Origin of the sequence: Mesorhizobium sp. M0816 (assembly GCF_040320005.1) — a bacterium.
Taxonomy (GTDB): Bacteria; Pseudomonadota; Alphaproteobacteria; order Rhizobiales; family Rhizobiaceae; genus Mesorhizobium.
Map to the genome: position 1 here is coordinate 18,475 of NZ_JAMYOT010000016.1, position 20,434 is coordinate 38,908.

The window sequence follows — 20,434 nt, forward strand, 5'->3', positions numbered from 1 at the left end:
ATGACCTCCACGATTTCAGGATTTCCGGAACTCCTCGACAGAGTGGCCAGCCTTGCCGACAATCTCGCGCTGACCGCCGCGCATCACGACGCGACCGGGGAATTCCCATTCGCCAATTTCGACCGGCTTCACCAGGCGGCGCTGCTTGGCCTGGTCACGGCGCGCGAACATGGCGGCTTCGGTGGCGGGCTGACGGAAGCACAGGCGGTGATCGCCGAGATTGGCCGTGGCGAGCCGTCGACGGCGCTGGTGCTGGCCATGCACTACAACAGCCAGTATGCGATGCGGAAATCCGGAAAATGGCCGCGCCATCTGGTTCAGCGGATTGTAGAGGCCGGCCGTCTTGGCCCTGCTTTGATCAACGCCGCGCAAGCCGAGCCGCGGATTGGCTCGCCCGCCCATGGCAAGCCGCCCGAAACCATTGCCCGGCGCGACGGCAATGTCTGGCGGATATCCGGCCACAAGAACTACGTCACCGGCATTCCTATTCTGAAATGGGTGAACTTGCTGGCGCTGACCGACGAGCCGCAGCCGCGTCTGGCTTCATTCCTGGTGCCGACCGACGCGCCCGGATTGCGCGTCGAAAAGACATGGAACGCCGCCGGCATGCGGGCGACGGCCAGCGACGACATCATTCTGGATAATGTTGCGGTTCCTGCCGAAGACATCACCGAGGCGCAGCCGGCATCCGAGCCGCTGAGGCGCGAGGAAGGCGCGACGGCGTTCTTCTTTTCGCTGATCGGCGCTGTCTACCACGGTGCCGCCCGTGCTGCCCGTGACCGGCTTGTCTCCTTTGTCAGCACGCACGCGCCGGCAAGTCTTGGTGCGCCGCTGTCGACCGTGCCGCACATCCAGGCAGGGCTCGGTGAGATCGAGGTCAGGCTTGCGAGCAGCACGCGGCTGCTGCGTTCGCTCGCCGAAGATGTCGACGCCGGCCGGCCTGTGGGCACCGACGGCATGACGGTCAGGCATGTCGTCATCGACAATGCCGTTGCCGTCACCTCGCTGGCGCTGGAGCTTGCCGGCAATCCAGGCCTTAACAGAGATTTCCAGCTTGAGCGCCACCACCGTGATGCGCTGACCGCCCGTTCCCACGCACCGCAGAACCACATGATCCGCACGATCGCCGCCAAGGCGACGCTCAGCCGCCATACCGCCCGGCAGCTGGCCGAGACACCGGCTATTGCCGCTGGCAAGCCCAAGCTCGCGGCGGTCGGTTGAGCGCCATGACAACAGAACATGTCGAAGTCGCCATCATCGGCGGAGGCCCCGGCGGCCTGACACTGGCGCAAGGCCTGAAGAAGAACGGCATCAGTGTCGCGGTCTTCGAGAAGGACCGCGCCCGCACCGACTATGTCCAGGGTTTTCGTCTGCGCATCCGCCAGCGCGGCATCGATTCGCTGATCGCCAATTTGCCGCCGGAACTCTACGACGCTTTTGTCGCCACGCTCGGCCAGGCGCCGGATCGCAACATCCTGCTGGACGAGAATTTCAAGATCCTGGGCGAGGATGCCTGGGGCGGCGGCAACGCGCTGGGCGAGGCCGACGACACGCATATCGAAAAATCGGTAAGCCGTATCACGCTGCGCCAGGTGCTGCTCTCTGGCCTCGACGGCATCATGCGCTATGGCAAGGTCTTTTCACGCTACGACGAGCAGCCGGATGGTTCGGTCGTCGCGCATTTCGAGGACGGTTCGGCAATCCATGCCGATGTGCTGGTCGGAGCCGACGGCGCCCGCTCGCGCGTGCGCCAGCAACTGGTGCCGCATGCGCGAAGCTTCGACACCGGCGTCAGGCGCCTGGCCGGCAAGATGACGCTGCATGCCGCAGCCCTTCACCAGATCTCGCCGCTGCTACTCGACTACAATGCCGGCGTCAGGCCAACCGAAGGTCATGGGCTTATGGTCACCAGCCACAGGGTCAATGTCGACGCATTACGAAAGCATGGACTGATCGGGCTGGACGACGCCACCCACAAGGATTTTTCCGGTTTCCATTTCAACAACACCACCAGCTATGTCTGGTGGAACACCGCCTATGAAAAGGACGAACTTGCCACGGACGACGCGCTGGCAAAGCTCTCCGGTTCAGAACTGATTGACCTGCTGATCTCGAAGATCGCCCACTGGCACCCGGAAATCCTCAACCTCATCCGCTACACCGACCCATCGACGGTGGCGCTGCTTCATGTCCACAGCTCCGAACCTGTCGATCCCTGGCCGACGAAACCGGTGACGCTGCTTGGCGATGCCATCCACGCCATGACCTATTTTCGCGCGCTTGGCGGCAACACCGCGATCTACGACGCCGGGCTGCTGGTGCCAGAGCTGGTGGCCGCCAAACGCGGCGACAAGCCGCTTCTCCAGGCGCTGTCGGAGTATGAGGCCAAGATGCTGGAGCACGGCGCCAAAGCCGTGCGGTCTTCGCTGACGGCGATGCAGAAGAACGTGCTGGCGGGCCGTCGCCGCCAATCGGAAGCCGCCGAATAGTGGCTCCGAAAAAATCGCCTGACAGTGCGCCTGCCCTACGCCGCTTCCACCAGGCTGGCCGACTGGAAGTCATACAAGAGGATCGCGATCTCGAAGCCGCGCCGCTGCAGCCAATGCGCCGTCGTCGCCGCGCGGACACCGAGCAGATCGTCGATCAGCACGACGCGGGCGCCGCGCACGGCGATGGTGCGATAGGCGACACCGAGCAACTGCCCGCCCTCAGACGCGATCGACCCCGGAATATGCGCTTCGGCGAACTCGTCGGGCGTGCGCACGTCAAGCAGGTAGGTCGTCCGCTTTTCGTCCTTCGCCCAGTTCGCGGCCCTGGCCGCATTGATGCGGGGAAAGCTGTCGCCTTCGGCAAGCTTTGCGATGTGCTCCCCGGCGAAACGCTTGGCATCCTCGCTTGCCGGACCATAGATTGCGGTCTTGCCGGTTTCGAGTGCAAGACCGGCCTCGCGCCATGCCTTGGTGCCGTCGTGCAGATAGGCGACCCGGTTGGGCACGCCGGCATCGATCAGTGTCTGCGCCCCGATGATGGCGCGCGGCAGGCCGGCGCAGGAGACGACAACCTGCGTCTCCGGTGACGGCACCAGGTCGGCGAAGCGCAGCACCAGCTCGGCGCCCGGCACGCTGATGGCGCCCGGCACATGGTCCTTTTCGAACTCCGCCACCGTGCGGCTGTCGAGCACCACCACGTCGGCGCCTCGGCCTCTGAGCACCGCGAGCTCTTCAACGCTGACGACCGGGGTCCCCTTCTCGTCGCGGATCGCCAGCGAAAAATCGACGCCCGGCGTATCGAAGGTCGGCAGGCCTTCAACGCCGCTTTGCGTCCATTCCGGAATTCCACCGTTCAGCGAAAACAGCTGGGTACGGCCATACCCCACCAGTCGTTCGACAAGTTGCTCGGCAACGCCGCTGCCGTCGTCCGCCAGCACGGTGCGCACCGATTTGCGCGGGATGAAGCGGTCGATCTCGGCCTCGACCTGAGCCGCGGGCAGGTTGGTGGCGAACAGCGGCGATGCGTATCCGACAGTCGCGCTGTCGCGAATGTCTAGCACCGCCAGTTCTTCGCCATCCGCCAGCCATTGGCGAAACATTTTCGAATCGATCGTCCTGTCGCTCATGATGCTTTCCTCTCTTGCTGTTCAGCGGCGCCACGGATCGGACGCGCAAGGCCGAGGTTCTCGCGCAACGTCCCGCCTTCGTAAGCAGTCCGGAACAGACGCCGCCGCTGCAGCTCCGGAATGACGAGGTCGACAAAATCGGTGAGGCCCGTCGGCAGGATCGGCGGCATGACGTTGAAGCCGTCCGCCGCGCCACCGGCGAACCACTCCTCCATCATGTCGGCCACATCCTTTGGCGTGCCGACGATCTGGAAATGGCCGCGCGCGCCGGCAACGGCGAGATACAATTGGCGGATGGTCAGGTTCCGGCTCGCGGCCAATTCGGAAACGACTTTCAGGCGGCTCTTCACGGCATCGGAACTGCCCAGTTCCGGCAACGGTCCGTCGAGTGAATGGCCGGAAAGATCGACACCGCCGAGCAATCCTGAAACCAGCGCCACACCAACCACAGGATCGACCAGGCGCTGGATCGCATCGAACTTGCCCTCGGCCTCCGTGCGTGTCGGCGCGACGACCGGGAAGACACCGGGCATGATCTTCAAGCTGTCGGCGGAGCGGCCAAACGAGCCCAGCCGGCCTTTCAGTTCGCCGTAAAAGCCGCGCGCCGATTCGATGGTCGGGTGGGCGGTGAAAACCACCTCCGCCGTTCGCGCCGCCAAGTGCTGGCCGGCATCGGACGAGCCCGCCTGGACGATGACGGGATGGCCCTGCGGTGGGCGAGCGACGTTGAGCGGTCCCTTGACGCGGAAATGCCGGCCGGCATGGTCCGGGGCGTGGATGCCGCGCCGGTCGATGGCGATCCCCGAAGCCTTGTCGGCGACGAAGGCATCGTCGTCCCAGCTGTCCCAAAGCTTCTGCGCGACAGCGACGAATTCCTCGGCGCGGGCGTAACGGTCGGCATGAACGGGATGCTGGTCGAGGCTGAAATTCGCCGCCGCCGGCGCATCGGCTGAGGTGACGACATTCCAGCCTGTCCTGCCGCCGCTGAGATGATCGATCGAAGCGAACAGCCGCGCCAAGTGGAACGGCTCCCAATAGGTGGTCGAGGCGGTCGCAACGAGCCCGATCCCTTGCGTGATGGTCGAGAGCGCCGACAAAAGCGTCAGCGGCTCGAAATGCACGACATGGCCGGTGCGCTCGAAGGTCTCGATCGGCTGCTCGCCATTGCGCGCGCTGAGACTGTCGGCCAGAAACACCATGTCGAACAGGCCACGCTCGGCAGTGCGCGCGGCGTCCGCATAGTGCTGAAAGCTCAGGCCCGGATTGGCAGGCACATCGGGATGGCGCCAGGCAGCGACATGATGGCCCGGTCCGCGAACAAAGGCTCCAAGCCTTATCTTTCGATTTTCAGTCATCAGCGGTTCTCGGGCTGGTCGCAAAGGGCGTTCCTATCTAGCGCCTGCCAAACCCGCTGAGTGAAAGAATGCCTTTCGCCAGCTGGCAATTATTGTTTTTTGACATCGGGTTACGGGAAAGCACGATGATCGTTGCCGGGGCGATGGGCTAGAGCCACGACCACCGGCGTCGCAAAGGTTCTTGATGCTTCATACCCCTTCCTCCCCGCTACGCTCGATCCCTCGTTCAATCATCATCGTTGGCGGCGGCTTTGCCGGCGCGGTTACCGCGATCAAGCTGCTCGACCGTTCAACTGAGCCGCTGGCAATCACCATCATCGAGCGCCGGGCCGAGCTCGGTCGCGGCGTTGCCTATAGCACCGTCGATCCACAACACCTCGTCAACGGCGCGGCGCGCATCTTCTCGCTGCATCCGGACGATCCCGATCACCTCGTTCGCTGGCTTATGGCGAATGGGCCGGAGCACGGCTGGACACCGCCCGAGGATGTCCCGGACTCAAGCCCGCCGCGCTGGCTGTTCGGCAGCTATGTCCAGTCCGAACTGACGAGAGCGATCAGAGAAGCAGACGGGCGTTCGTCGCTGCGCCACATCAAGGCATCCGCCGTCGACATGCTGACCGGCCCGTCAGGGGTATGCGTCGGCACCGGCGACGGCCAGCAATTGCTGGCCGATGAGGCCGTGCTGGCAACCGGGGTGTTCCAGAGCCAGCCGTCCACCACGGAAGCAGCCGTCGTCAGCGATCCCCGTTATGTCGCCAATCCCTGGGATTCGGCGGCGCTCGATCGGCTCGCCGGCAGCAAGGAACTGCTGCTGATCGGCTCCAGCCTCAGCATGGTCGACGTCGTCGCCAGCATGGAAGCGCGCGGCTTCAAGGGCGGTTATCGCGTCGTGTCGCGGCGCGGACAGATCGTCGAACCTCGGCGCAACGCGGAAGCGTGGCGCGATTTCCTCACCGGGCGGCCGCTGCCGAAAACCACCAGGGCGCTTCTCGCACTGGTCAAGGCCGAACGCCGGGCAATCGAAACCACCGGCCTGGACTGGCAAGGGCTGCCACTGACGATCCGGCCGTGGATCCTGGCCTTGTGGCAAGGCGCCACCGACAGGGAGCGCTTGAAGTTCGCACGCCATCTGCGCGCCTTCTGGGATGTCACCGCGCACCGCGCGGCGCCACCGAGCTTTGAGCGCGTGGCACTGGCGCGAAGCCAAGGCCGTTGGACGGGTGGAGCGGGACGGGTGCTGGCGCTCAATCCGGAAGCCGACGGCATTGCCGCCGAGATCCGCTGGCGCGATAGCGGCGCGGTCGAACGCCTGCGTTTCGATGGTGTCGTCAACTGCCGCGGCCATCAGGAGCACGACTGGCGGCGGATCGCCGATCCATTCGTCCAAAGCCTGCTCGAGAACGGCATCGTTAGGCCGCATGCGACCAGCTTCGGCATCGATGCCACGCGCGAAGGTCAGGTAATTTCCCGTAACGGCAGGACCCACGGCAATCTGTTTGCCGTCGGCCATCCGCTGCGCGGCGTTGCCTGGGAATCGAGTTCCATCGGCGAACAGCTGGCTCAGGCCATCGCCCTTGCCGACCTTCTGGTCAAGGCCAGCCCAAGGCTGCGTGCTCTGGCCTGAGCATGCTGCACATCAAGGCGACAGAAACACAAAAAGGGGCCGCATCGAGATGCAGCCCTTTCTCATTCCGATTGCCCTGCAGGGTCAGGCGTTCGGATCGATATAGGCGTCGGCGAAACTGGCCGACAGGCCTTCGGCACCCGGTGCGTAGTTCTTGACGGTTTTGCGGGCGATGATGATGGTCGGCGGCGCGATCAGATTGATGATCGGCAACTCATCGGCGATGATCTCCTGGAACTTGAAGAAGAGCTGCTTGCGCTTGGCCTCGTCGAGCTCGACCGATGCGGCTTCCAGCAACCGGTCAACCTCCGGGTTCTCATAGTGCGCGCCGTTGGAGAACGGCAGCCCTTTCTTGATGTTCTTCGACCAGTAGAGCCGCTGCGCGCCGGCGCTCGGATCGAAGATGTTGCCGCAGGATTCCGTCGACAGGTCCCAGGTGCGATCGGTGTAGATGGTTTTGACATAGGTTCCGAAGTCGAATTTTTCGATCTCGGCATCGATGCCTATCTTGGCCAATGCCTGCTTGAGGAAATCGGCATAGCCCCAAGGGTTGTAGGGATTGTTGGTGAGCCTGAGCTTGAAGCGTACGCCGTCCGCTCCCCGCTTGAAGCCGGCCTCGTCGAGCAGTTTTTCCGACAATGCCGTATCGACGGTCGCGGCCTTTACGTCGGGATCGAAATACTTCTTGTTGACGACGCTGATCGGCGTCGGCGAGACTTGGCCATAACCGTAAAACACGATTGCATTGACCGCGTCGAGGTCGATCGCGTGCGCGATTGCTTGGCGGACCTTCTTCTCCTTCAGGATCGGGTTTTCGAGATTGATGATCAACTGGTGCAGCGGGCCGCTGTAGGCGAAGACCGTGCTGTCGACTACGAATTGCGGCAGCGCCTTGAAACGCTCCAGGTCGGCAAACGCCACCGGGTTCGGTCCGATGTCGACCTCGCCGGCCTCCAGTGCCGCGGCGCGTGCACCCGGATCGGTGATGAAGCGGAAAATGATCCGGTCGAGATAGGGTTTAGGCGCATCCCAATAGGTCGGGTTCTTTTCGACGAGGATGTGGCTGCCCTTCACCCATTCCTTCAGCACGAACGGCCCGCTGCCGATGATCTGCTCGAAGGACGGATCGTCAGCCGGCTTCAGTTTCTCGTATACGTGCTTGGGCACGACCGGCGATTCCGTCGCGGCCAGCCCCGAGATCAGCGCGGCGGATGGCTTCGACAATTTGATCTTCACGATATACGGGTCCGACGTGTCGATGTCGGTGACGTTCTGGAAGGTGATGCGCCCGCGCGGATGCGCTTCGCGCAGCCGCGAGATCGAAAAGGCCACGTCCTCGGAGGTCAGATCATGGCCGTCGCTGAACTTCACCCCCTGGCGCAGCTTGAAGACATATTCGAGCCCGTCGTCGCTGATCGACCATTCGGTGGCCAGTTGCGGTCGCGGATTGAGATCGTAGTCGTAGGCGAGCAGGCCGTCGAAAATCTTCGGACCGATGGTGGCCGGTCCGCCGGCGCTGGTGTTGATGGAAACGATCTGGTTGGGCTCGGGATAGTAGACGAAATTGAGCGTGCCGCCGGCCACCGGCCTTGCGTCTTCTGCGAATGCCCCGGCGGGAAGTGCGGCGCTCGCGCCGGCCAGCAGCAGGAACTGGTTGAACAGGCGTCGGTTGATGGTCATGGTCGGTACTCCGCGTTGGCGCGATTTATCCTTTAGTGGAGAAGTCGGGGTCGCCGTTTTCACGCGCCGATCCCAACCAAAGGGACTTGCACTTAGGCGTTTGGCGCGAGCCAGATCTGTGCAAAGCTGTTGTTGATCCCTTGCGCGCCAGGCGCAAAATCCCGGACTTTCTTGTTGGCGACAATCTGCGCGCCGGCCGCCACGAGATCGACCGACACCACGTCGTCATGGATGATGTGCTGGAACTTGTACCAGAGCTCGCGCCGCTTGGTCTCATCGGGCTCGATCGCCGCCGCTTCTAGGATCTGGTCGACCTCGGGGTTTGCATAGTGGCTGGCGTTGGAGAAGACGAGGCCGATCTTGAAGTTCTTCGACCAGTAGGCGCGCTGAACACCGAGCGTCGGATCGAAGGTGTTCGAGAGCGACTCGACCACCAGGTCCCAGGCGCGGTCGGTGTAGACGGTCTTCAGGAACGTCGACAGGTCGAGCTTCAGGATCTCGGCGTCGATGCCGACCACTGCCAGCGACTGCTTGATGAAATCGGCATAGGACGCTGGCAGGAACGCGTTATAGGCGAGCCGCAGCTTGAAGCGCGTGCCATCGGCGCCACGCGGATAGCCGGCGTCGTCGAGCAGTTTCTCCGCCAGTTTGGTATCGGGCTCGCGCGCCTTGATGCTGGGGTCATACCATTTTGGCAGTGCCGTGCTGATCGGACTTGGCGACACCTGCGCATAGCCATAGAGCGCGATGTCGACCAGCTTCTGCAGGTCGATGGCGTGGGCAATGGCTAGGCGCACATCGCGCTTAGTCAGGATTTCGTTTTCGTAATTGAAGAACAATTGCTGCTGCGGGCCGGAATAGGCGTAGGTGTTGGTGTCGACGACCAGAGCTGGGTTTGCCTTCAGCCGCTCGATATCGGCCAGCGGCACGGGATTGGCGCCGATATCGATCTCGCCGGTTTCAAGAGCCGCCGAGCGTGCGGCCGGGTCGAGGATAACATGCAGCACGACACGGTCGAGATAGGGCCTGGGCGCATCCCAATAGTCCGGGTTGCGGTCGAAGATCAGATGGCTGCCGGGCACCCATTCCTTGAGCACGAAGGGACCGGTGCCGATCGTCTGCTCCAGCTTGGGCTGCTCCGCCGGCTTGAACGTTTCATAGACGTGTTTCGGCACGATCGGCGATTCCGAACTGCTCAGCGCCGTGATCAAATAGGGCGCCGGCTTTGAAAGCACGATGATGGCGGTGTGCGGATCAGGCGTCTCTACCGCCGTCACGTTCTGGTAGGTGATGCGGCCTCGCGGATGCGCCTCCTTCAGCCGAAAGATGGTGAAGGCAACGTCCTGCGAGGTGAAATCCTTGCCATCGTGCCATTTGACGCCCTCGCGCAGCTTGAAGGTATAGCGCAGGCCGTCATCGCTGGTCGACCATTCCGTCGCCAGCAGCGGTTTCGGGTTGAGATCATAGTCGAAATCCAGCAGGCCCTCATTGACCTTGGGCCCGATCGCCTGGCCGGTGCCCGACGAGGTGTTGATGGCGATCAGCGACGTGGGGTCGGGATAGTAGGCCCAGTTGAGCGTACCGCCCTGAACCGGCGTGCCTTCGGCGGCAAAGGAAAGACCGGGCAATGCGAAGCTCGCACCGCCAAGCAGCAAGAGCTGGTTGAAATGACGACGATTGACAGACATGGCCTTGAGCTCCGGAAAACGGCTTCGATGGCATCCGGCGGCCGAACACACTCCGGCGCCTCGACGCGATGATCTCTGCCACGCCGCAAAACCGGAAGAATGATTTTCTATCGTCTGCCGAAAGCACCGCTTCGCACGACCGTTTCATTCCAGGATCTGGCAAAGCTGCTCGACGCCCAAATCAGCGCTCCGATCTTATTTCTACAAGAATTGTAGACATTACGATTTTTTAGATTTCCGTTCCCGCTGCCGCGACGCTGCGGCAAACGAAATTTTCCACCGGGCACTTTGGCGCAAAGCCCGCCCTCGTCGCGCCCGGCCTGAACGTGTTGAATGCGCTCCATGGTCGATCTCATTCGCGCAAAATCAAGGAAGCTGCGGCCGACGCTGGCGAGGCTTCCGCCGCTGACGTCGCTTCGCGCTTTTGTCGCAACCGCCCGCCACCTGAGCTTTACGCGGGCGGCCGAAGAACTCCATGTGACGCCTGCCGCCATCGGCCAGCAGATCCGCCTGCTCGAGGATCACCTCGGTCAACCGCTGTTCCATCGAAACCGCGGCGAGCTTCTGCTGACGTCGGCCGGCCAGGCGCTGATGCCCGGCCTCACCGAGGCTTTCGACGTCGTTGTCGAGTCGGTCGCGCGGATTTCCGGCGACGAGGAGGATGCGCCGATCAAAGTGTCGGTCGCGCCCTCCTTCGCCAGCAAATGGCTGATCCCGCGCCTCGACGCACTGCGCGACGCGGTACCCGGCCTAGAAGTGCTGGTCGACGCATCGACCAGACTTGCCGACTTTGCCAGCGAAGACGTCGACTGCGTCATCCGCTACGGGTCGGGCGCCTATAGCGGCCTGCTGACGGAACGGCTTTTTTCGGAAGCGGTGCTCCCCGTCTGCAGCCCGGAATTTGCCCGCATGCACGGTCTCTATCGCGGGCCGGAGGGGCTGCGTGACGCACCGATCCTGCATGAGGACGGTCCGGAACGCGATCCAAGCTGCCCTGACTGGAAGGGCTGGCTGAGATCCAACGGCCTGTCTGGCCGCTTTGTCGAGGGCGGTATACGGCTTAGCCAATCGTCACTGGTGCTCGACGCTGCTGCTGCCGGCAAGGGCATCGGTCTCGGCAAATTCCGGCTGGCCGAGCCTGACCTTGCCGCAGGGCGGCTGGTCAGTCCGTTCGGCTCACCGCAGCCGGTCGAGTTTTCCTATTATTTCGCGACGACACCGCACAAGGCGAAGCTGGCGACAGTCGAGCGCTTCCATGGCTGGCTGAAGGCCGAGGCGCGGAGGCTTGGCGCGCTCGACTTCACGCCGCCGGCGGCGCTGCCGGCGCGCATCGCCATCATCGCCGCCGAATAGCCCCGCCTCGGTCTCGCGAGCAGGCGCGCGCCTATTTGAGCTTGAAGCCCAGGGCCTTCAGCACTTCGCCCAGGCGATCACGGCCTTTCAGCGCTGCTTTGCTGCCGATGCGGTTCGAAAGCAACTCTGTCCAGTCCACCACAGGCATCGCCTGCTCCTGCTGGAATAAACGAAGCCTCTGGTTGTAGGCTGCAAGATCGTCCGGATCGGGCTCTGATCGATAGCGCTCGCGGTGCAGCACCACAGCCTGCGGCAGTCTGGGCTTGATGTCAGTCGCAGCCAGGAGATCGGGATAGCCGACGGTCAGGCCGAACACCGCCACGGTTTCCGGCGGCAGACCGAGTTCGCGTGCCACCTCCTGCGGATGATTGCGCATGGCGCCGATGTAGCAGGAGCCGAGCCCGAGCGCATCGATCGCCACCACGGCATTCTGCGCGGCAAGTGCGGCGTCGATCACGGCCAGCAGAAAACTCTCCTGATAGTCGAGCCCCTCGCCCTCCCGGCCGTTTGCCTCGGCTATGGCGCGCAGCCGCGACAGGTCGGCCAGCCAGACCAGCAGCAGTGGCGCCTGCTCGATATGGCGATTGATCGCCGCCAGTCCGGCAAGCCGCGCCTTGCGCGCCGGATCCTCGACGACGACGACACTCCACGCCTGGAGATTGGACGAGGTCGGTGCCGACTGGGCGGCCGCGATGATCAGTTCGAGCATTCCTTCGGGCAGAGGCCTGGCGAGATAGTTGCGGACCGAGCGATGCGAAAGGATCGCCTCGAGGGCTTCGTTCCAGTTTCCGGTGTGCGTATGTTGCGGCGCCCGGTAACGCCGCCGCAGCGCCGCTTCACCACGCAGGTCGGCGTCGGAAGGGCGGATGCTGAAGGCGGCCGGCTGTGACATCGTCTTCCCTACTTGGCAATCTGGCTTCCCTCGCCGGCCCTTGCCGGTTCAAGAAGCGCGGCTTAGGCCCCATTGCGCAATAGCGGAAGCAACTGATCGCCTTGCCGCTTGATCTCGGAAAGGTACGGCGTGTCCGAGAGCACGAAATGCGTGATGCCCAGATCCCCGTACCTGCCGAGCGAGTGGGCGACGTCGGCGGCCGAGCCGACCAGCCAGGTGGTACCGGCACCGCCGCCGCCATATTTGCCCGGCGCAGTATAGAGGTTGTCGTCCAGCACCTCGCCACGCGCGTGCAGATCAAGCAGACGCTGCTGGCCCACCGCTACCGCCCGACCGTGATCGTTCCAGCCGGCGCCTTGGCCCTTGGCCATCTCCTCGACCTTCGCCTCGGCGTCCGCCCAGGCCTGGCCAGTGGTGTCGCGGACCAGCGTGGTGACCCGCAACCCGAATTCCAGAGGCGGGAGGTCTCGGTCGAGTTCGCTGCTCAAGGCTTTGAGCCGCTCGATCCGCTCCCGGACGCCGTCGAGCGGCTCGCCCCAGAAGAGCTGGACATCCGCCTCGCTGGCCGACACCCGCTCGGCCGCCTCCGACGCGCCGCCGAAATAGAGCTTCGGATGGCGACGATCGCCACGCACAGGAATGCGGGGCATGACGGTAGACCCGGTGACCTGGAAGTGCTCGCCCGCAAAGGTCACGTTCTCTTCGGTCCAAAGTCTGCGGACCAGCCGCATGAACTCTCCGGTGCGGGCATAGCGATGGTTCTGCTCGCCTTCGCTGTCGCCATACGCAGCGAGGTTGTCCTTGCCCGACACTATGTTGATACGCACGCGCCCGGCGATCAGCTGGTCGAGCGTGGCGACCGCGGATGCGAAGTGCGCCGGCTGCCAGTAGCCGGGGCGGATCGCGATGAGCGGTTCGAAGGAGGTGGTCCGCGCGGCGAGCGAGGCGGCGACGGTGAACGTGTCGGGCCGCCCCCAGCCGGTACCGATCAGCGCGCCCTTCCAACCGTGTTCCTCAAGCGCCTTCGCGTGGCTGGTCAGCGTCTCCAGGCTGTTGTGGTCCTCGACGGCCGGCTCGCCGCGATGACCGGGATCGACCTGGTTCGGGATGTACCAAAGAAACTCGGTATCAGCGCTCATTCTCGGGCCTGTATTTTTGTCGGGCATGGAGGTCAATGGCAGGACCTTCCGCTCAGCTGCATTTTGATGATCATTCAAAAGGCTGCCCCTTGCAGCCCTGGCGGCTTGCGCGGCTGCGGTGCAAAGCGGCTTTCGGGCCTGATAAGGCCGAGGTGGTCGCGCAGCGTGCGCGCTTCATATTCGCTGCGGAACAGGCCACGCCGGCGTAGGATCGGCACCACCGTGTCGACAAAGACCTCCAGTCCGGTCGGCAGGACGTCCGGCATCAGGTTGAAACCGTCGGCGGCGCCGGCGACAAACCATCTTTCGATGTCGTCGGCGATCTGCTCGGGCGTGCCGACGATGGTGCGGTGGCCGGTGCTGCCGTTCAGCGCCCGGATCAGCTGGCGAACGGTGAAATCGTTGCTGCGCGCGAGCGCGAGCGTGGCCTTGAAGAAGGTGTGGCCGCCATTGGGAGGCAGTTGAATCCCTTCTGGCAGCTTCTCGTCGAGCTTCAGCCGCTCGCGGTCGATGCCGAGCACGCCGGACAGCCGCCCAAGGCTGTAGTCGAGCGGAATGCGATCCCACAGCTCTTCTTGCCGCCGCTCCGCTTCCGCCTCTGTGCTGCCGATGATGGTGGCTAGGCCGGCGAGGTTGAGCGGCACGCCGCCGGTGCGGCCATAGGCGACGGCACGCGCCTTAAGTTCCCGCGCATAGCCGAGCGCTTCCTCGAAAGATTGCGATGCGGAAAACACGGCTTCGGCGTGGCGGGCGGCGAGGTCCTTGCCGTCATCGGACCCGCCGGCCTGGACGACCACCGGATGCCCTTGCGGCGAACGCGGCACATTGTGCGGCCCGTGCACCGAGAAATGTGCGCCCTTGTGGTCGATGGCGTGAACCTTGGTGGCATCGACGAAGCGCCCGCTGGCGACATCACCGATGAAGGCATCGTCCTCCCAGCTGTCCCACAATGCCTTGACGATGTCAGCGAATTCCGCCGCCCGCTCGTAGCGCCGGCCATGATCGATGGCACCGTTGAGGCCGAAATTGCGGGCCGAGGCGGGATCGGCCGTGGTGACGATGTTCCAGCCGATGCGTCCGCCGCTGACATGGTCGAGCGTCGCGAAGCGCCTGGCGATATTGTAGGGCTCGTTGAAGCTGGTTGAAGCGGTGGCGATCAGGCCGATGCGCTCGGTTGCGGCGGCTACCGTCGCCAGCACGATGGTCGGCTCCAGCGACGTGATCGGACGATAGTCAATGCGGTCCGATATCGCCGCCTGGTCGGCAAGGAATACGGCGTCGAGCTTTGCGCGCTCTGCGATCTTCGCCACCTGTACATAGTGGTCGACGGTGAAGGCGGCATAGGGGTCGACGCCGTCCATCCGCCATGCCGCCGGCGAGAAGCCGGCATGCAGGATGTTGACGTTGAGATGGAGCTGCCGGCCGCTCATCGAAAGACGCCGGGCTCGGGATAAGCGCCGGTCAGATACCAGGTGCCGACAGTGCGGGTCTTGTATTCGGCAGGGTTGTGCAAGGTGTGAATGCGTGCGTTGCGCCAGAAGCGGTCGAAGCCGTATTTGCGCACTGCGGAGCGGGCACCCATCACCTCGAATATCTCGGTCGTGACTTCGAGCGCGACATCGCCTGCCAGCACATTGGCCGCGGCGACGGCAACCGCCGCCTCGCCGCGTTCTTGCTCGGTCAGCGCCTTGCCGCGCGCGATCGCATGATCGATCGCCGCCGCAGCCCGATCGGCCAGCACTGTCGCTGCCCGCGTCTTGACCCAGAGTTCGCCATACTGCCGCTTGATCCATGGATCGTCGATATGGCGCTCGACGCCGGAATACATCCACGGCCGCGAACTATTGAGCGTGTAGTCTCGTGCCGCCAGCAGCGCGCCCTGGGCCGTGCCGATGAAGACATTGAGCAGTACACTTTGCTGCTGCAGCGGGCCGATGGTGCGGATCGGCAGTGACGCGTCGACCCAACCGCGCACCAACTCGCTGTCGTGGATCCTGACGTCCTTGTAGGCGACCTTGCCGCTGCCGGTCTGCGTCTGGCCGATGCCGTCCCAGTCATCGAGAACGGTGATGCCTTCGCGGTTCGCGGGGATCGCCGCGAATTTCCTCTCGCCGCTGACCTCGTCTTCCCACGAGGTCGAAAGATAGTCGGCGACATGCGAGCCGGAGGCGAAGGGTTTGAAGCCGTTGACGATCGTCCACTCGCCATCTTTGCGGCCGAACAGCGTTTTGGAAAAACTGTTGCCGGTGTTGCCCCAGAACCAGTCGCCGGCAGCCGAACGCCGTAGCAGATCGGCTGAGCGCGGTTCGTCCGAATTGAGCCTGGCGGCGATCAGCGCGCTGAAATGGTAGCCGTAGATATGGCCGATCGAGCCGTCGACCTTGGCGAACTCGCGGCCGATCTTCAGCGCCGTCGAATAGGGTTCCCCGGCGCCGCCGAATTCCTTGGGGATCACGATGGTGAGCAGGCCGCTTTGCTTGAGCAGACGGATCTGTTCGGTAGGCCTGCCGCCAAGCTGGTCGCGCTCGACCGCATCGCGGGCAAAGATGTCGCGCAGCTCGACCGCCTTGGCGATCCATGGATTGGACGTATCGGGATCGAAGGTCATCGTCTCACTCATGCAGATGCGGGAAGCCGTGGCGCTCGGCAAGCAGTGCAAGAATGCGCCTGGTGTCATCGGCGAAGACCTTGCCGTTGGCCGTCGGCAAGTCGGCGGGCGGATCGCTGCCGATGATCAGCACCGGCAGCGACTGGTGCCGTTCGCCGAGCGCGTCGATCACCTTGCCCCTCGGCCTTGCGAACGGGACGCGTTCGACGTCTAGTCTGCTGGCGAGATCGGGAAAGGCAGCGAGCAGCCCTTCGACCTGGTTGCAATAGGGACAGACGAAGGCTCGGCCGGGGTGCTTTGGGTCGGCGAAACCCGGCTGAATGAGAAAGAGCGTGTCGCGCACCATTGCCGGCCTATTCCGCAGCCGCCGCGGCATGCCGCGAAAAACGGTTTGCCGGCCGCTTCAGGCCGAGATTGTCGCGCAAGGTCCTGCCCTCGTACTCATCGCGGAATAGCCCACGGCGGCGAAGTTCCGGCACGACCAGCTCGATGAAATCCTTCAAGCCGCCGGGCATGATCGGCGCCATGATGTTGAAGCCGTCGGCGCCGTAATTCTCGAACCGCTCTTCCATGGTGTCGGCGATCTGTTGCGGCGTGCCGACCACCTGCCAGTGGCCGCGGGCGCCTGCGATGCGCAGATAGAGCTGCCGGATCGTCAGTTTCTCGCGCCGCGCCAGATCGATCACCAGCGCTTGCCGGCTCTTGCCGGCATTGGTCTCCGGCAATTCAGGCACGGGCCCATCGAGCGGGTAAGAGCTGAGGTCGAAGCCGCCGGCCAGCGCCGAGACCAAACCGAGGCCGACTTCCGGCTGGATGAGGTCCTGCAGCTGTTCGAACTTCTCCTGCGCCTCGGCTTCGGTCCGGCCGACGACCGGGAAGATGCCAGGCAGGACCTTCAGATCATCCTCCGAGCGGCCGTATTTGCCGAGCCTGCCCTTGACGTCGGCATAGAAGGCGGTTGCTTCGTCGAGCGTGATCTGAGCGGCGAAGATCGCTTCCGCGGTACGAGCCGCCAGCTCTTTGCCCGGATCCGACGCCCCGGCCTGGACCACGACCGGATGGCCTTGCGGCGTTCGCGGCGTGTTCAGGGGACCACGCACCTTGAAGTGCTGGCCCTTGTGGTTCAGCACATGCAGTTTGTCCTTGTCGAAATAGCGCCCGCTTGCTCTGTCGCGCGGGAAGGCGTCATCTTCCCAGCTGTCCCACAGGCCGAGCACGACATCGGCGAATTCCTCGGCGCGGTCGTAGCGCTCGCCATGCTGGATATGCGTCTCGTGACCGAAATTGAACGCTGCCTCCGGATCGGACGAAGTGACCAGATTCCAGCCGGCCCGCCCGCCGCTCAGATGGTCGAGCGACGCGAACTGGCGGGCCAGATTGTAGGGATCGGAAAAACTGGTCGACGCCGTGGCGATGAGGCCGATGTTCCTGGTCACAGCCGACAGTGCCGACAGCAGCGTGATCGGCTCGAACGGATAGACGCCGCTATGCGCCTTGCGGCTGGCGGCCTCCATATCCTTCAGCCGCGCCGCAACGCCGTCGGCGAAGAAGATCGTGTCGAACTTGGCTGCTTCCGCCAGCCGGGCCAGCTCGACATAGTCGTTGAGGCTGGCCCCTTCTCCTGCCTCCGGGTGGCGCCAGGCTGCGACATGGTGGCCGGTGAAGAGAAGAAAGGCTCCAAGCTTGAGCTTGTCCTTGCGGCTGGCCATGTTCCGTGCCTCCTCAGCGATACAATCCGCCGACCGGCAATTCCCCGGTGAGCAACCAGGTGCCGATCGTGCGCTTCTTGTATTCGGCCGGATTGTGCAGCGTGTGCGTGCGCACGTTGCGCCAGAACCTGTCGTAGCCGTTGGCCTTGGTGGCTGAGCGGGCGCCCATCACCTCGAAAACCTCGCTCGACGCATCGAGGCCGATTTGTCCGGCGTAGACATTGGCGGTGGCGAGATCGATCGCCGTCTGCCCGCGCTGCTCCAGGGTCAACGCCTCGCCCTGGCCATAGGCGGCATCGAGGCTGCATGCTGCTATATCGGCCAGTTCGGCCGCGGCGAGCGTGCGGATATAGAGGTCGCCATATTTGCGTTGCACGAACGGATCGTCGGTATGTTTCTCATAGCCGGAATAGACCCAGGGGCGCGATTGCGAGACCGTATAGTCGCGGCCTTCGCTCAGCGCTCCTTGCGCGCTGCCGACGAACAGGTTGAGCAGGACCGCCTGCTGGAACAGTGACGTCAGCGTCTGGAACGGCGTCAGCGGCACCGCTGGCGAGCCGATCAGTTCGTCGTCGCCGACATGCACGTCCTTGAATGTCACCTTGCCGCTGCCGGTCTGCCGCTGGCCGACACCATCCCAGTCATCCTCGATGACGATGCCCTCACGGTCAGCCGGGATTGCGGCTGCCAGCCGGTCCTGACCGTCCTCCCAGGCGACCTGGATATAGTCAGCGATGTGCGAACCGGAAGAGAACGGCCTGAAGCCGCTAAGGATCCAGCCCTTGCCGTTGCGCCTGGCCGTCGACGTCTTCGACATGGCGTTGCCGGAATTGCCCCAGACCCAGTTCTCCCTTGCCGAGCGTGTCAGCAGCCGGTCCTTCTGCGCCTCCGTGCCACGGAACAGCACGCCATTGAGCGGCAGATGATGGTATCCGTAGAGATGGGCGAGCGAGCCGTCGGTGCGGGCGAATTCGCGCACGACGCGCAGCACCGACAGCCAGGGTGCGCCCTTGCCGCCATAGCGCTTGGGAATCTGCGCCGACGGCAGGCCGCTTTCCTTCAAAAGGCGGATTTGCTCGACCGGCCGCCCGCCGGCCTTGTCGCGCGCCACGGCGTCCCGATCGAAGATATCGCGCAGTTCGACCGCCGTGGCGACGAACGGGTCGGAAAGGTCAGGGCTGAAGGTCATCGGCGTTTGTCCATGGAAACGCGTCTATTCCGCCGCGATGGTCTGCGCCGGCCGCCAGACGGAAGCGGCATAGGTGTCTTCGCCGAACTCGGCCGGATGGCTCCCGGTTATGCGGCTCTCATGGCTGTCGAGATCGGCGAGGAAGAGATCGCGGCTAATGCGCGCCACCACGGCCGGTACATCGCGCCTGATCGACGGAACATCGCCGATCGGCAGGCCGAAACTGACGAAGCCGCCGGGATTGAAAACATGGATATTCTTCAGGAACGGTGCTTCGCCCGGCGCCTTCTCGAGGAATTCATGGCCGAGGCCGAGATAGGGATGGGCGCCGAAAAATTCATCCAGCTCTGCTTCCGGCGGCGCGTACTGGTCTCGCCATAGCCGGATGGTGGCGGCGAAATCGGCGAACTCAGGCTTGCGCGTCGGGTCGGCGAAATAGCCGGTGCCGGCGACGACGAAGTCGAACGCAAACGTCTCGCCTGCGATATCGGTGACGACCTTGCCGTCTTCGACATCCGCATTTGTCCAGGGGGCACCGAGATGGAGATGAAAATTCTGGTGCCGCACCGCCCGCTCCACCGCATCGAGCGGCGGCGTTGAACCGGCCTCGCGGAAGCGCAATGCCTGGCGCCAGCGCACCGCATCGGGCAGCCGAGGATAATTGTCATAGGCGCCGGGATAGCCGCGCACGCGGTTGATCGGCACACTGGCAATGCTGTTGCGGCGGGCAAAGAGACGCACCGATTGGGCGCCCGCTTCGAGGGCCGTCCCGGCCGCATCGAATCCCGAAGCCGCGGACCCGACGACAGCGATTGCCTTGCCGATGAGGGAGGCAAAATCGATTGCCGCAGAACTGTGTGCGACAAAGCCCTGCGGCAAGGCGGCAAGTACCGCCGGTATCACTGGACCGCCGCTGCCGCCAAATCCATTGGCCAGAATGATCTTGCGCGCCGTTTCGACCGATGGCGTGCCGTTGGCTTCGAGGTGGAGGCGAAAATGCCCGCCAGCCGGCTCGATGCGAATGAGACGTGTGCCGTAACGAATGCCGATGCCGAGAAAGTCGCGATACCATTTCAGGTAACTCGCCCAATCCGTCCGCGCGATGCGGTCGAAACCGGCATAGGCTTCCACACCATGGCGGGCTTCATACCATGACTGAAAGCTCAGGCCCGGCAAGCCGAGTTCCGGCCCCGGCAAGCCCTTTGGCGTTCGCAGCCGGTTCATCCGTGCATGAGTGAGCCAGATGCCGGCCTTGCCTTCATCCGGTGCCGCGTCGACGACAGTGACCTTGCCAATGCCGGCACGCCTCAACGCGAAGGCAAAGGTCGCCCCCGTCTGCCCACCGCCAACGATGAAGACATTATGGTCGATGCCTTCCCGGTCCGGCACCCAGTTCTGCGGATCAGGGCCGATCAGCCGAAGTGTTTCCCGGGCGTCGTGATCTGGATCGGTCGGTAAGGCCATTTCGGTCCCGGCTGAAGTTGAGCCTCATCAAACTCCGCCTCGGTCGGCAAACAGTCCAGAAATGTTCGCTTTGATTGGCCGGTAGTTTTTTTCACTTGCATTGCAACGACGCGCTTT

General features: G+C 63.8%; 16 protein-coding genes. 4 read left to right on the forward strand and 12 right to left on the reverse strand.

Annotated features, from left to right (window positions below; translation table 11 throughout):
* Together NKI17_RS23225 and NKI17_RS23230 are read left to right on the forward strand one after the other, a co-directional pair.
* A complete protein-coding gene (locus NKI17_RS23225; protein ID WP_352647909.1) occupies positions 1-1,221 on the forward strand; it encodes an acyl-CoA dehydrogenase family protein in 1,221 nt (406 codons plus the stop codon).
* A gap of 5 nt (positions 1,222-1,226) precedes the next feature.
* Positions 1,227-2,489 (forward strand): FAD-dependent oxidoreductase, encoded by a 1,263-nt coding sequence (locus NKI17_RS23230; protein ID WP_352798027.1) that lies wholly within the window; start codon positions 1,227-1,229, stop codon positions 2,487-2,489.
* Positions 2,490-2,524: 35 nt separating this feature from the next.
* On the opposite strand, the gene NKI17_RS23235 is transcribed toward NKI17_RS23230, so the two are convergent.
* Together NKI17_RS23235 and NKI17_RS23240 are read right to left on the reverse strand one after the other, a co-directional pair.
* Complete coding sequence (locus tag NKI17_RS23235) at positions 2,525-3,616, reverse strand: rhodanese-like domain-containing protein (RefSeq protein WP_023679447.1); 1,092 nt, start codon at positions 3,614-3,616, stop codon at positions 2,525-2,527.
* Positions 3,613-4,974, reverse strand: a complete 1,362-nt coding sequence (locus NKI17_RS23240; protein WP_198023630.1) for an LLM class flavin-dependent oxidoreductase — start codon at positions 4,972-4,974, stop codon at positions 3,613-3,615. The genes NKI17_RS23235 and NKI17_RS23240 overlap by 4 nt, the downstream gene beginning before the upstream one ends.
* 181 nt (positions 4,975-5,155) lie before the next feature.
* On the opposite strand from NKI17_RS23240, the gene NKI17_RS23245 reads away from it, so the two are divergent.
* A complete protein-coding gene (locus NKI17_RS23245) occupies positions 5,156-6,595 on the forward strand; it encodes an FAD/NAD(P)-binding protein (protein WP_352647904.1) in 1,440 nt (479 codons plus the stop codon).
* Positions 6,596-6,679: 84 nt separating this feature from the next.
* Here the strand turns inward: NKI17_RS23245 and NKI17_RS23250 are convergent, their stop codons facing one another.
* A complete protein-coding gene (locus NKI17_RS23250) occupies positions 6,680-8,275 on the reverse strand; it encodes an ABC transporter substrate-binding protein (RefSeq protein ID WP_352647901.1) in 1,596 nt (531 codons plus the stop codon).
* Between the two features lie 92 nt (positions 8,276-8,367).
* Entirely contained in the window at positions 8,368-9,963 is a 1,596-nt protein-coding gene (locus NKI17_RS23255; protein ID WP_352783401.1) for an ABC transporter substrate-binding protein, read from the reverse strand.
* Between the two features lie 342 nt (positions 9,964-10,305).
* On the opposite strand from NKI17_RS23255, the gene gcvA reads away from it, so the two are divergent.
* Positions 10,306-11,316 carry a transcriptional regulator GcvA gene (gene gcvA, locus NKI17_RS23260; RefSeq protein WP_352647896.1) on the forward strand — a complete coding sequence of 337 codons (1,011 nt, stop codon included), beginning with the start codon at positions 10,306-10,308 and terminating at the stop codon, positions 11,314-11,316.
* 31 nt (positions 11,317-11,347) lie between these two features.
* Here gcvA and NKI17_RS23265 read toward each other — a convergent pair whose 3' ends face one another.
* The 8 genes from NKI17_RS23265 to NKI17_RS23300 all read right to left on the reverse strand — a co-directional run bounded on the left by NKI17_RS23265 (position 11,348) and on the right by NKI17_RS23300 (position 20,317).
* The gene (locus NKI17_RS23265; protein ID WP_352647894.1) at positions 11,348-12,208 is read right to left on the reverse strand and encodes an NADPH-dependent oxidoreductase; all 861 of its coding nucleotides are present in this window, start codon (positions 12,206-12,208) and stop codon (positions 11,348-11,350) included.
* A gap of 62 nt (positions 12,209-12,270) precedes the next feature.
* Positions 12,271-13,347 (reverse strand): LLM class flavin-dependent oxidoreductase, encoded by a 1,077-nt coding sequence (locus NKI17_RS23270; RefSeq protein ID WP_352906859.1) that lies wholly within the window; start codon positions 13,345-13,347, stop codon positions 12,271-12,273.
* Positions 13,348-13,421: 74 nt separating this feature from the next.
* Positions 13,422-14,777, reverse strand: a complete 1,356-nt coding sequence (locus tag NKI17_RS23275) for an LLM class flavin-dependent oxidoreductase (protein WP_352906860.1) — start codon at positions 14,775-14,777, stop codon at positions 13,422-13,424.
* Positions 14,774-15,955, reverse strand: coding sequence for an acyl-CoA dehydrogenase family protein (locus NKI17_RS23280; protein WP_352747522.1), 1,182 nt, complete (start codon positions 15,953-15,955; stop codon positions 14,774-14,776). Before NKI17_RS23280 ends, NKI17_RS23275 begins: the two co-directional genes overlap by 4 nt.
* Before the next feature lie 4 nt (positions 15,956-15,959).
* On the reverse strand, positions 15,960-16,301 hold the full coding sequence (locus NKI17_RS23285) for a DUF3088 domain-containing protein (protein ID WP_352906861.1): 342 nt from the start codon (positions 16,299-16,301) through the stop codon (positions 15,960-15,962).
* A 7-nt stretch (positions 16,302-16,308) separates the two neighbouring features.
* Positions 16,309-17,664 carry an LLM class flavin-dependent oxidoreductase gene (locus NKI17_RS23290; protein ID WP_352906862.1) on the reverse strand — a complete coding sequence of 452 codons (1,356 nt, stop codon included), beginning with the start codon at positions 17,662-17,664 and terminating at the stop codon, positions 16,309-16,311.
* Positions 17,665-17,677: 13 nt separating this feature from the next.
* The gene (locus NKI17_RS23295; protein WP_352906863.1) at positions 17,678-18,853 is read right to left on the reverse strand and encodes an acyl-CoA dehydrogenase family protein; all 1,176 of its coding nucleotides are present in this window, start codon (positions 18,851-18,853) and stop codon (positions 17,678-17,680) included.
* 24 nt (positions 18,854-18,877) lie between these two features.
* Positions 18,878-20,317 (reverse strand): FAD-dependent oxidoreductase, encoded by a 1,440-nt coding sequence (locus NKI17_RS23300; RefSeq protein WP_352906864.1) that lies wholly within the window; start codon positions 20,315-20,317, stop codon positions 18,878-18,880.
* Between the last annotated feature and the right edge of the window lie 117 nt (positions 20,318-20,434).

Coding starts and splice junctions, on each gene's coding strand:
- NKI17_RS23225 (WP_352647909.1), top strand. CDS start 1: ATGACCTCCACGATTTCAGGATTTCCGGAACTCCTCGACAGAGTGGCC.
- NKI17_RS23230 (WP_352798027.1), top strand. CDS start 1,227: ATGACAACAGAACATGTCGAAGTCGCCATCATCGGCGGAGGCCCCGGC.
- NKI17_RS23235 (WP_023679447.1), bottom strand. CDS start 3,616: ATGAGCGACAGGACGATCGATTCGAAAATGTTTCGCCAATGGCTGGCG.
- NKI17_RS23245 (WP_352647904.1), top strand. CDS start 5,156: ATGCTTCATACCCCTTCCTCCCCGCTACGCTCGATCCCTCGTTCAATC.
- NKI17_RS23250 (WP_352647901.1), bottom strand. CDS start 8,275: ATGACCATCAACCGACGCCTGTTCAACCAGTTCCTGCTGCTGGCCGGC.
- NKI17_RS23255 (WP_352783401.1), bottom strand. CDS start 9,963: ATGTCTGTCAATCGTCGTCATTTCAACCAGCTCTTGCTGCTTGGCGGT.
- gcvA (WP_352647896.1), top strand. CDS start 10,306: ATGGTCGATCTCATTCGCGCAAAATCAAGGAAGCTGCGGCCGACGCTG.
- NKI17_RS23265 (WP_352647894.1), bottom strand. CDS start 12,208: ATGTCACAGCCGGCCGCCTTCAGCATCCGCCCTTCCGACGCCGACCTG.
- NKI17_RS23270 (WP_352906859.1), bottom strand. CDS start 13,347: ATGAGCGCTGATACCGAGTTTCTTTGGTACATCCCGAACCAGGTCGAT.
- NKI17_RS23275 (WP_352906860.1), bottom strand. CDS start 14,777: ATGAGCGGCCGGCAGCTCCATCTCAACGTCAACATCCTGCATGCCGGC.
- NKI17_RS23280 (WP_352747522.1), bottom strand. CDS start 15,955: ATGACCTTCGATCCCGATACGTCCAATCCATGGATCGCCAAGGCGGTC.
- NKI17_RS23285 (WP_352906861.1), bottom strand. CDS start 16,301: ATGGTGCGCGACACGCTCTTTCTCATTCAGCCGGGTTTCGCCGACCCA.
- NKI17_RS23290 (WP_352906862.1), bottom strand. CDS start 17,664: ATGGCCAGCCGCAAGGACAAGCTCAAGCTTGGAGCCTTTCTTCTCTTC.
- NKI17_RS23295 (WP_352906863.1), bottom strand. CDS start 18,853: ATGACCTTCAGCCCTGACCTTTCCGACCCGTTCGTCGCCACGGCGGTC.
- NKI17_RS23300 (WP_352906864.1), bottom strand. CDS start 20,317: ATGGCCTTACCGACCGATCCAGATCACGACGCCCGGGAAACACTTCGG.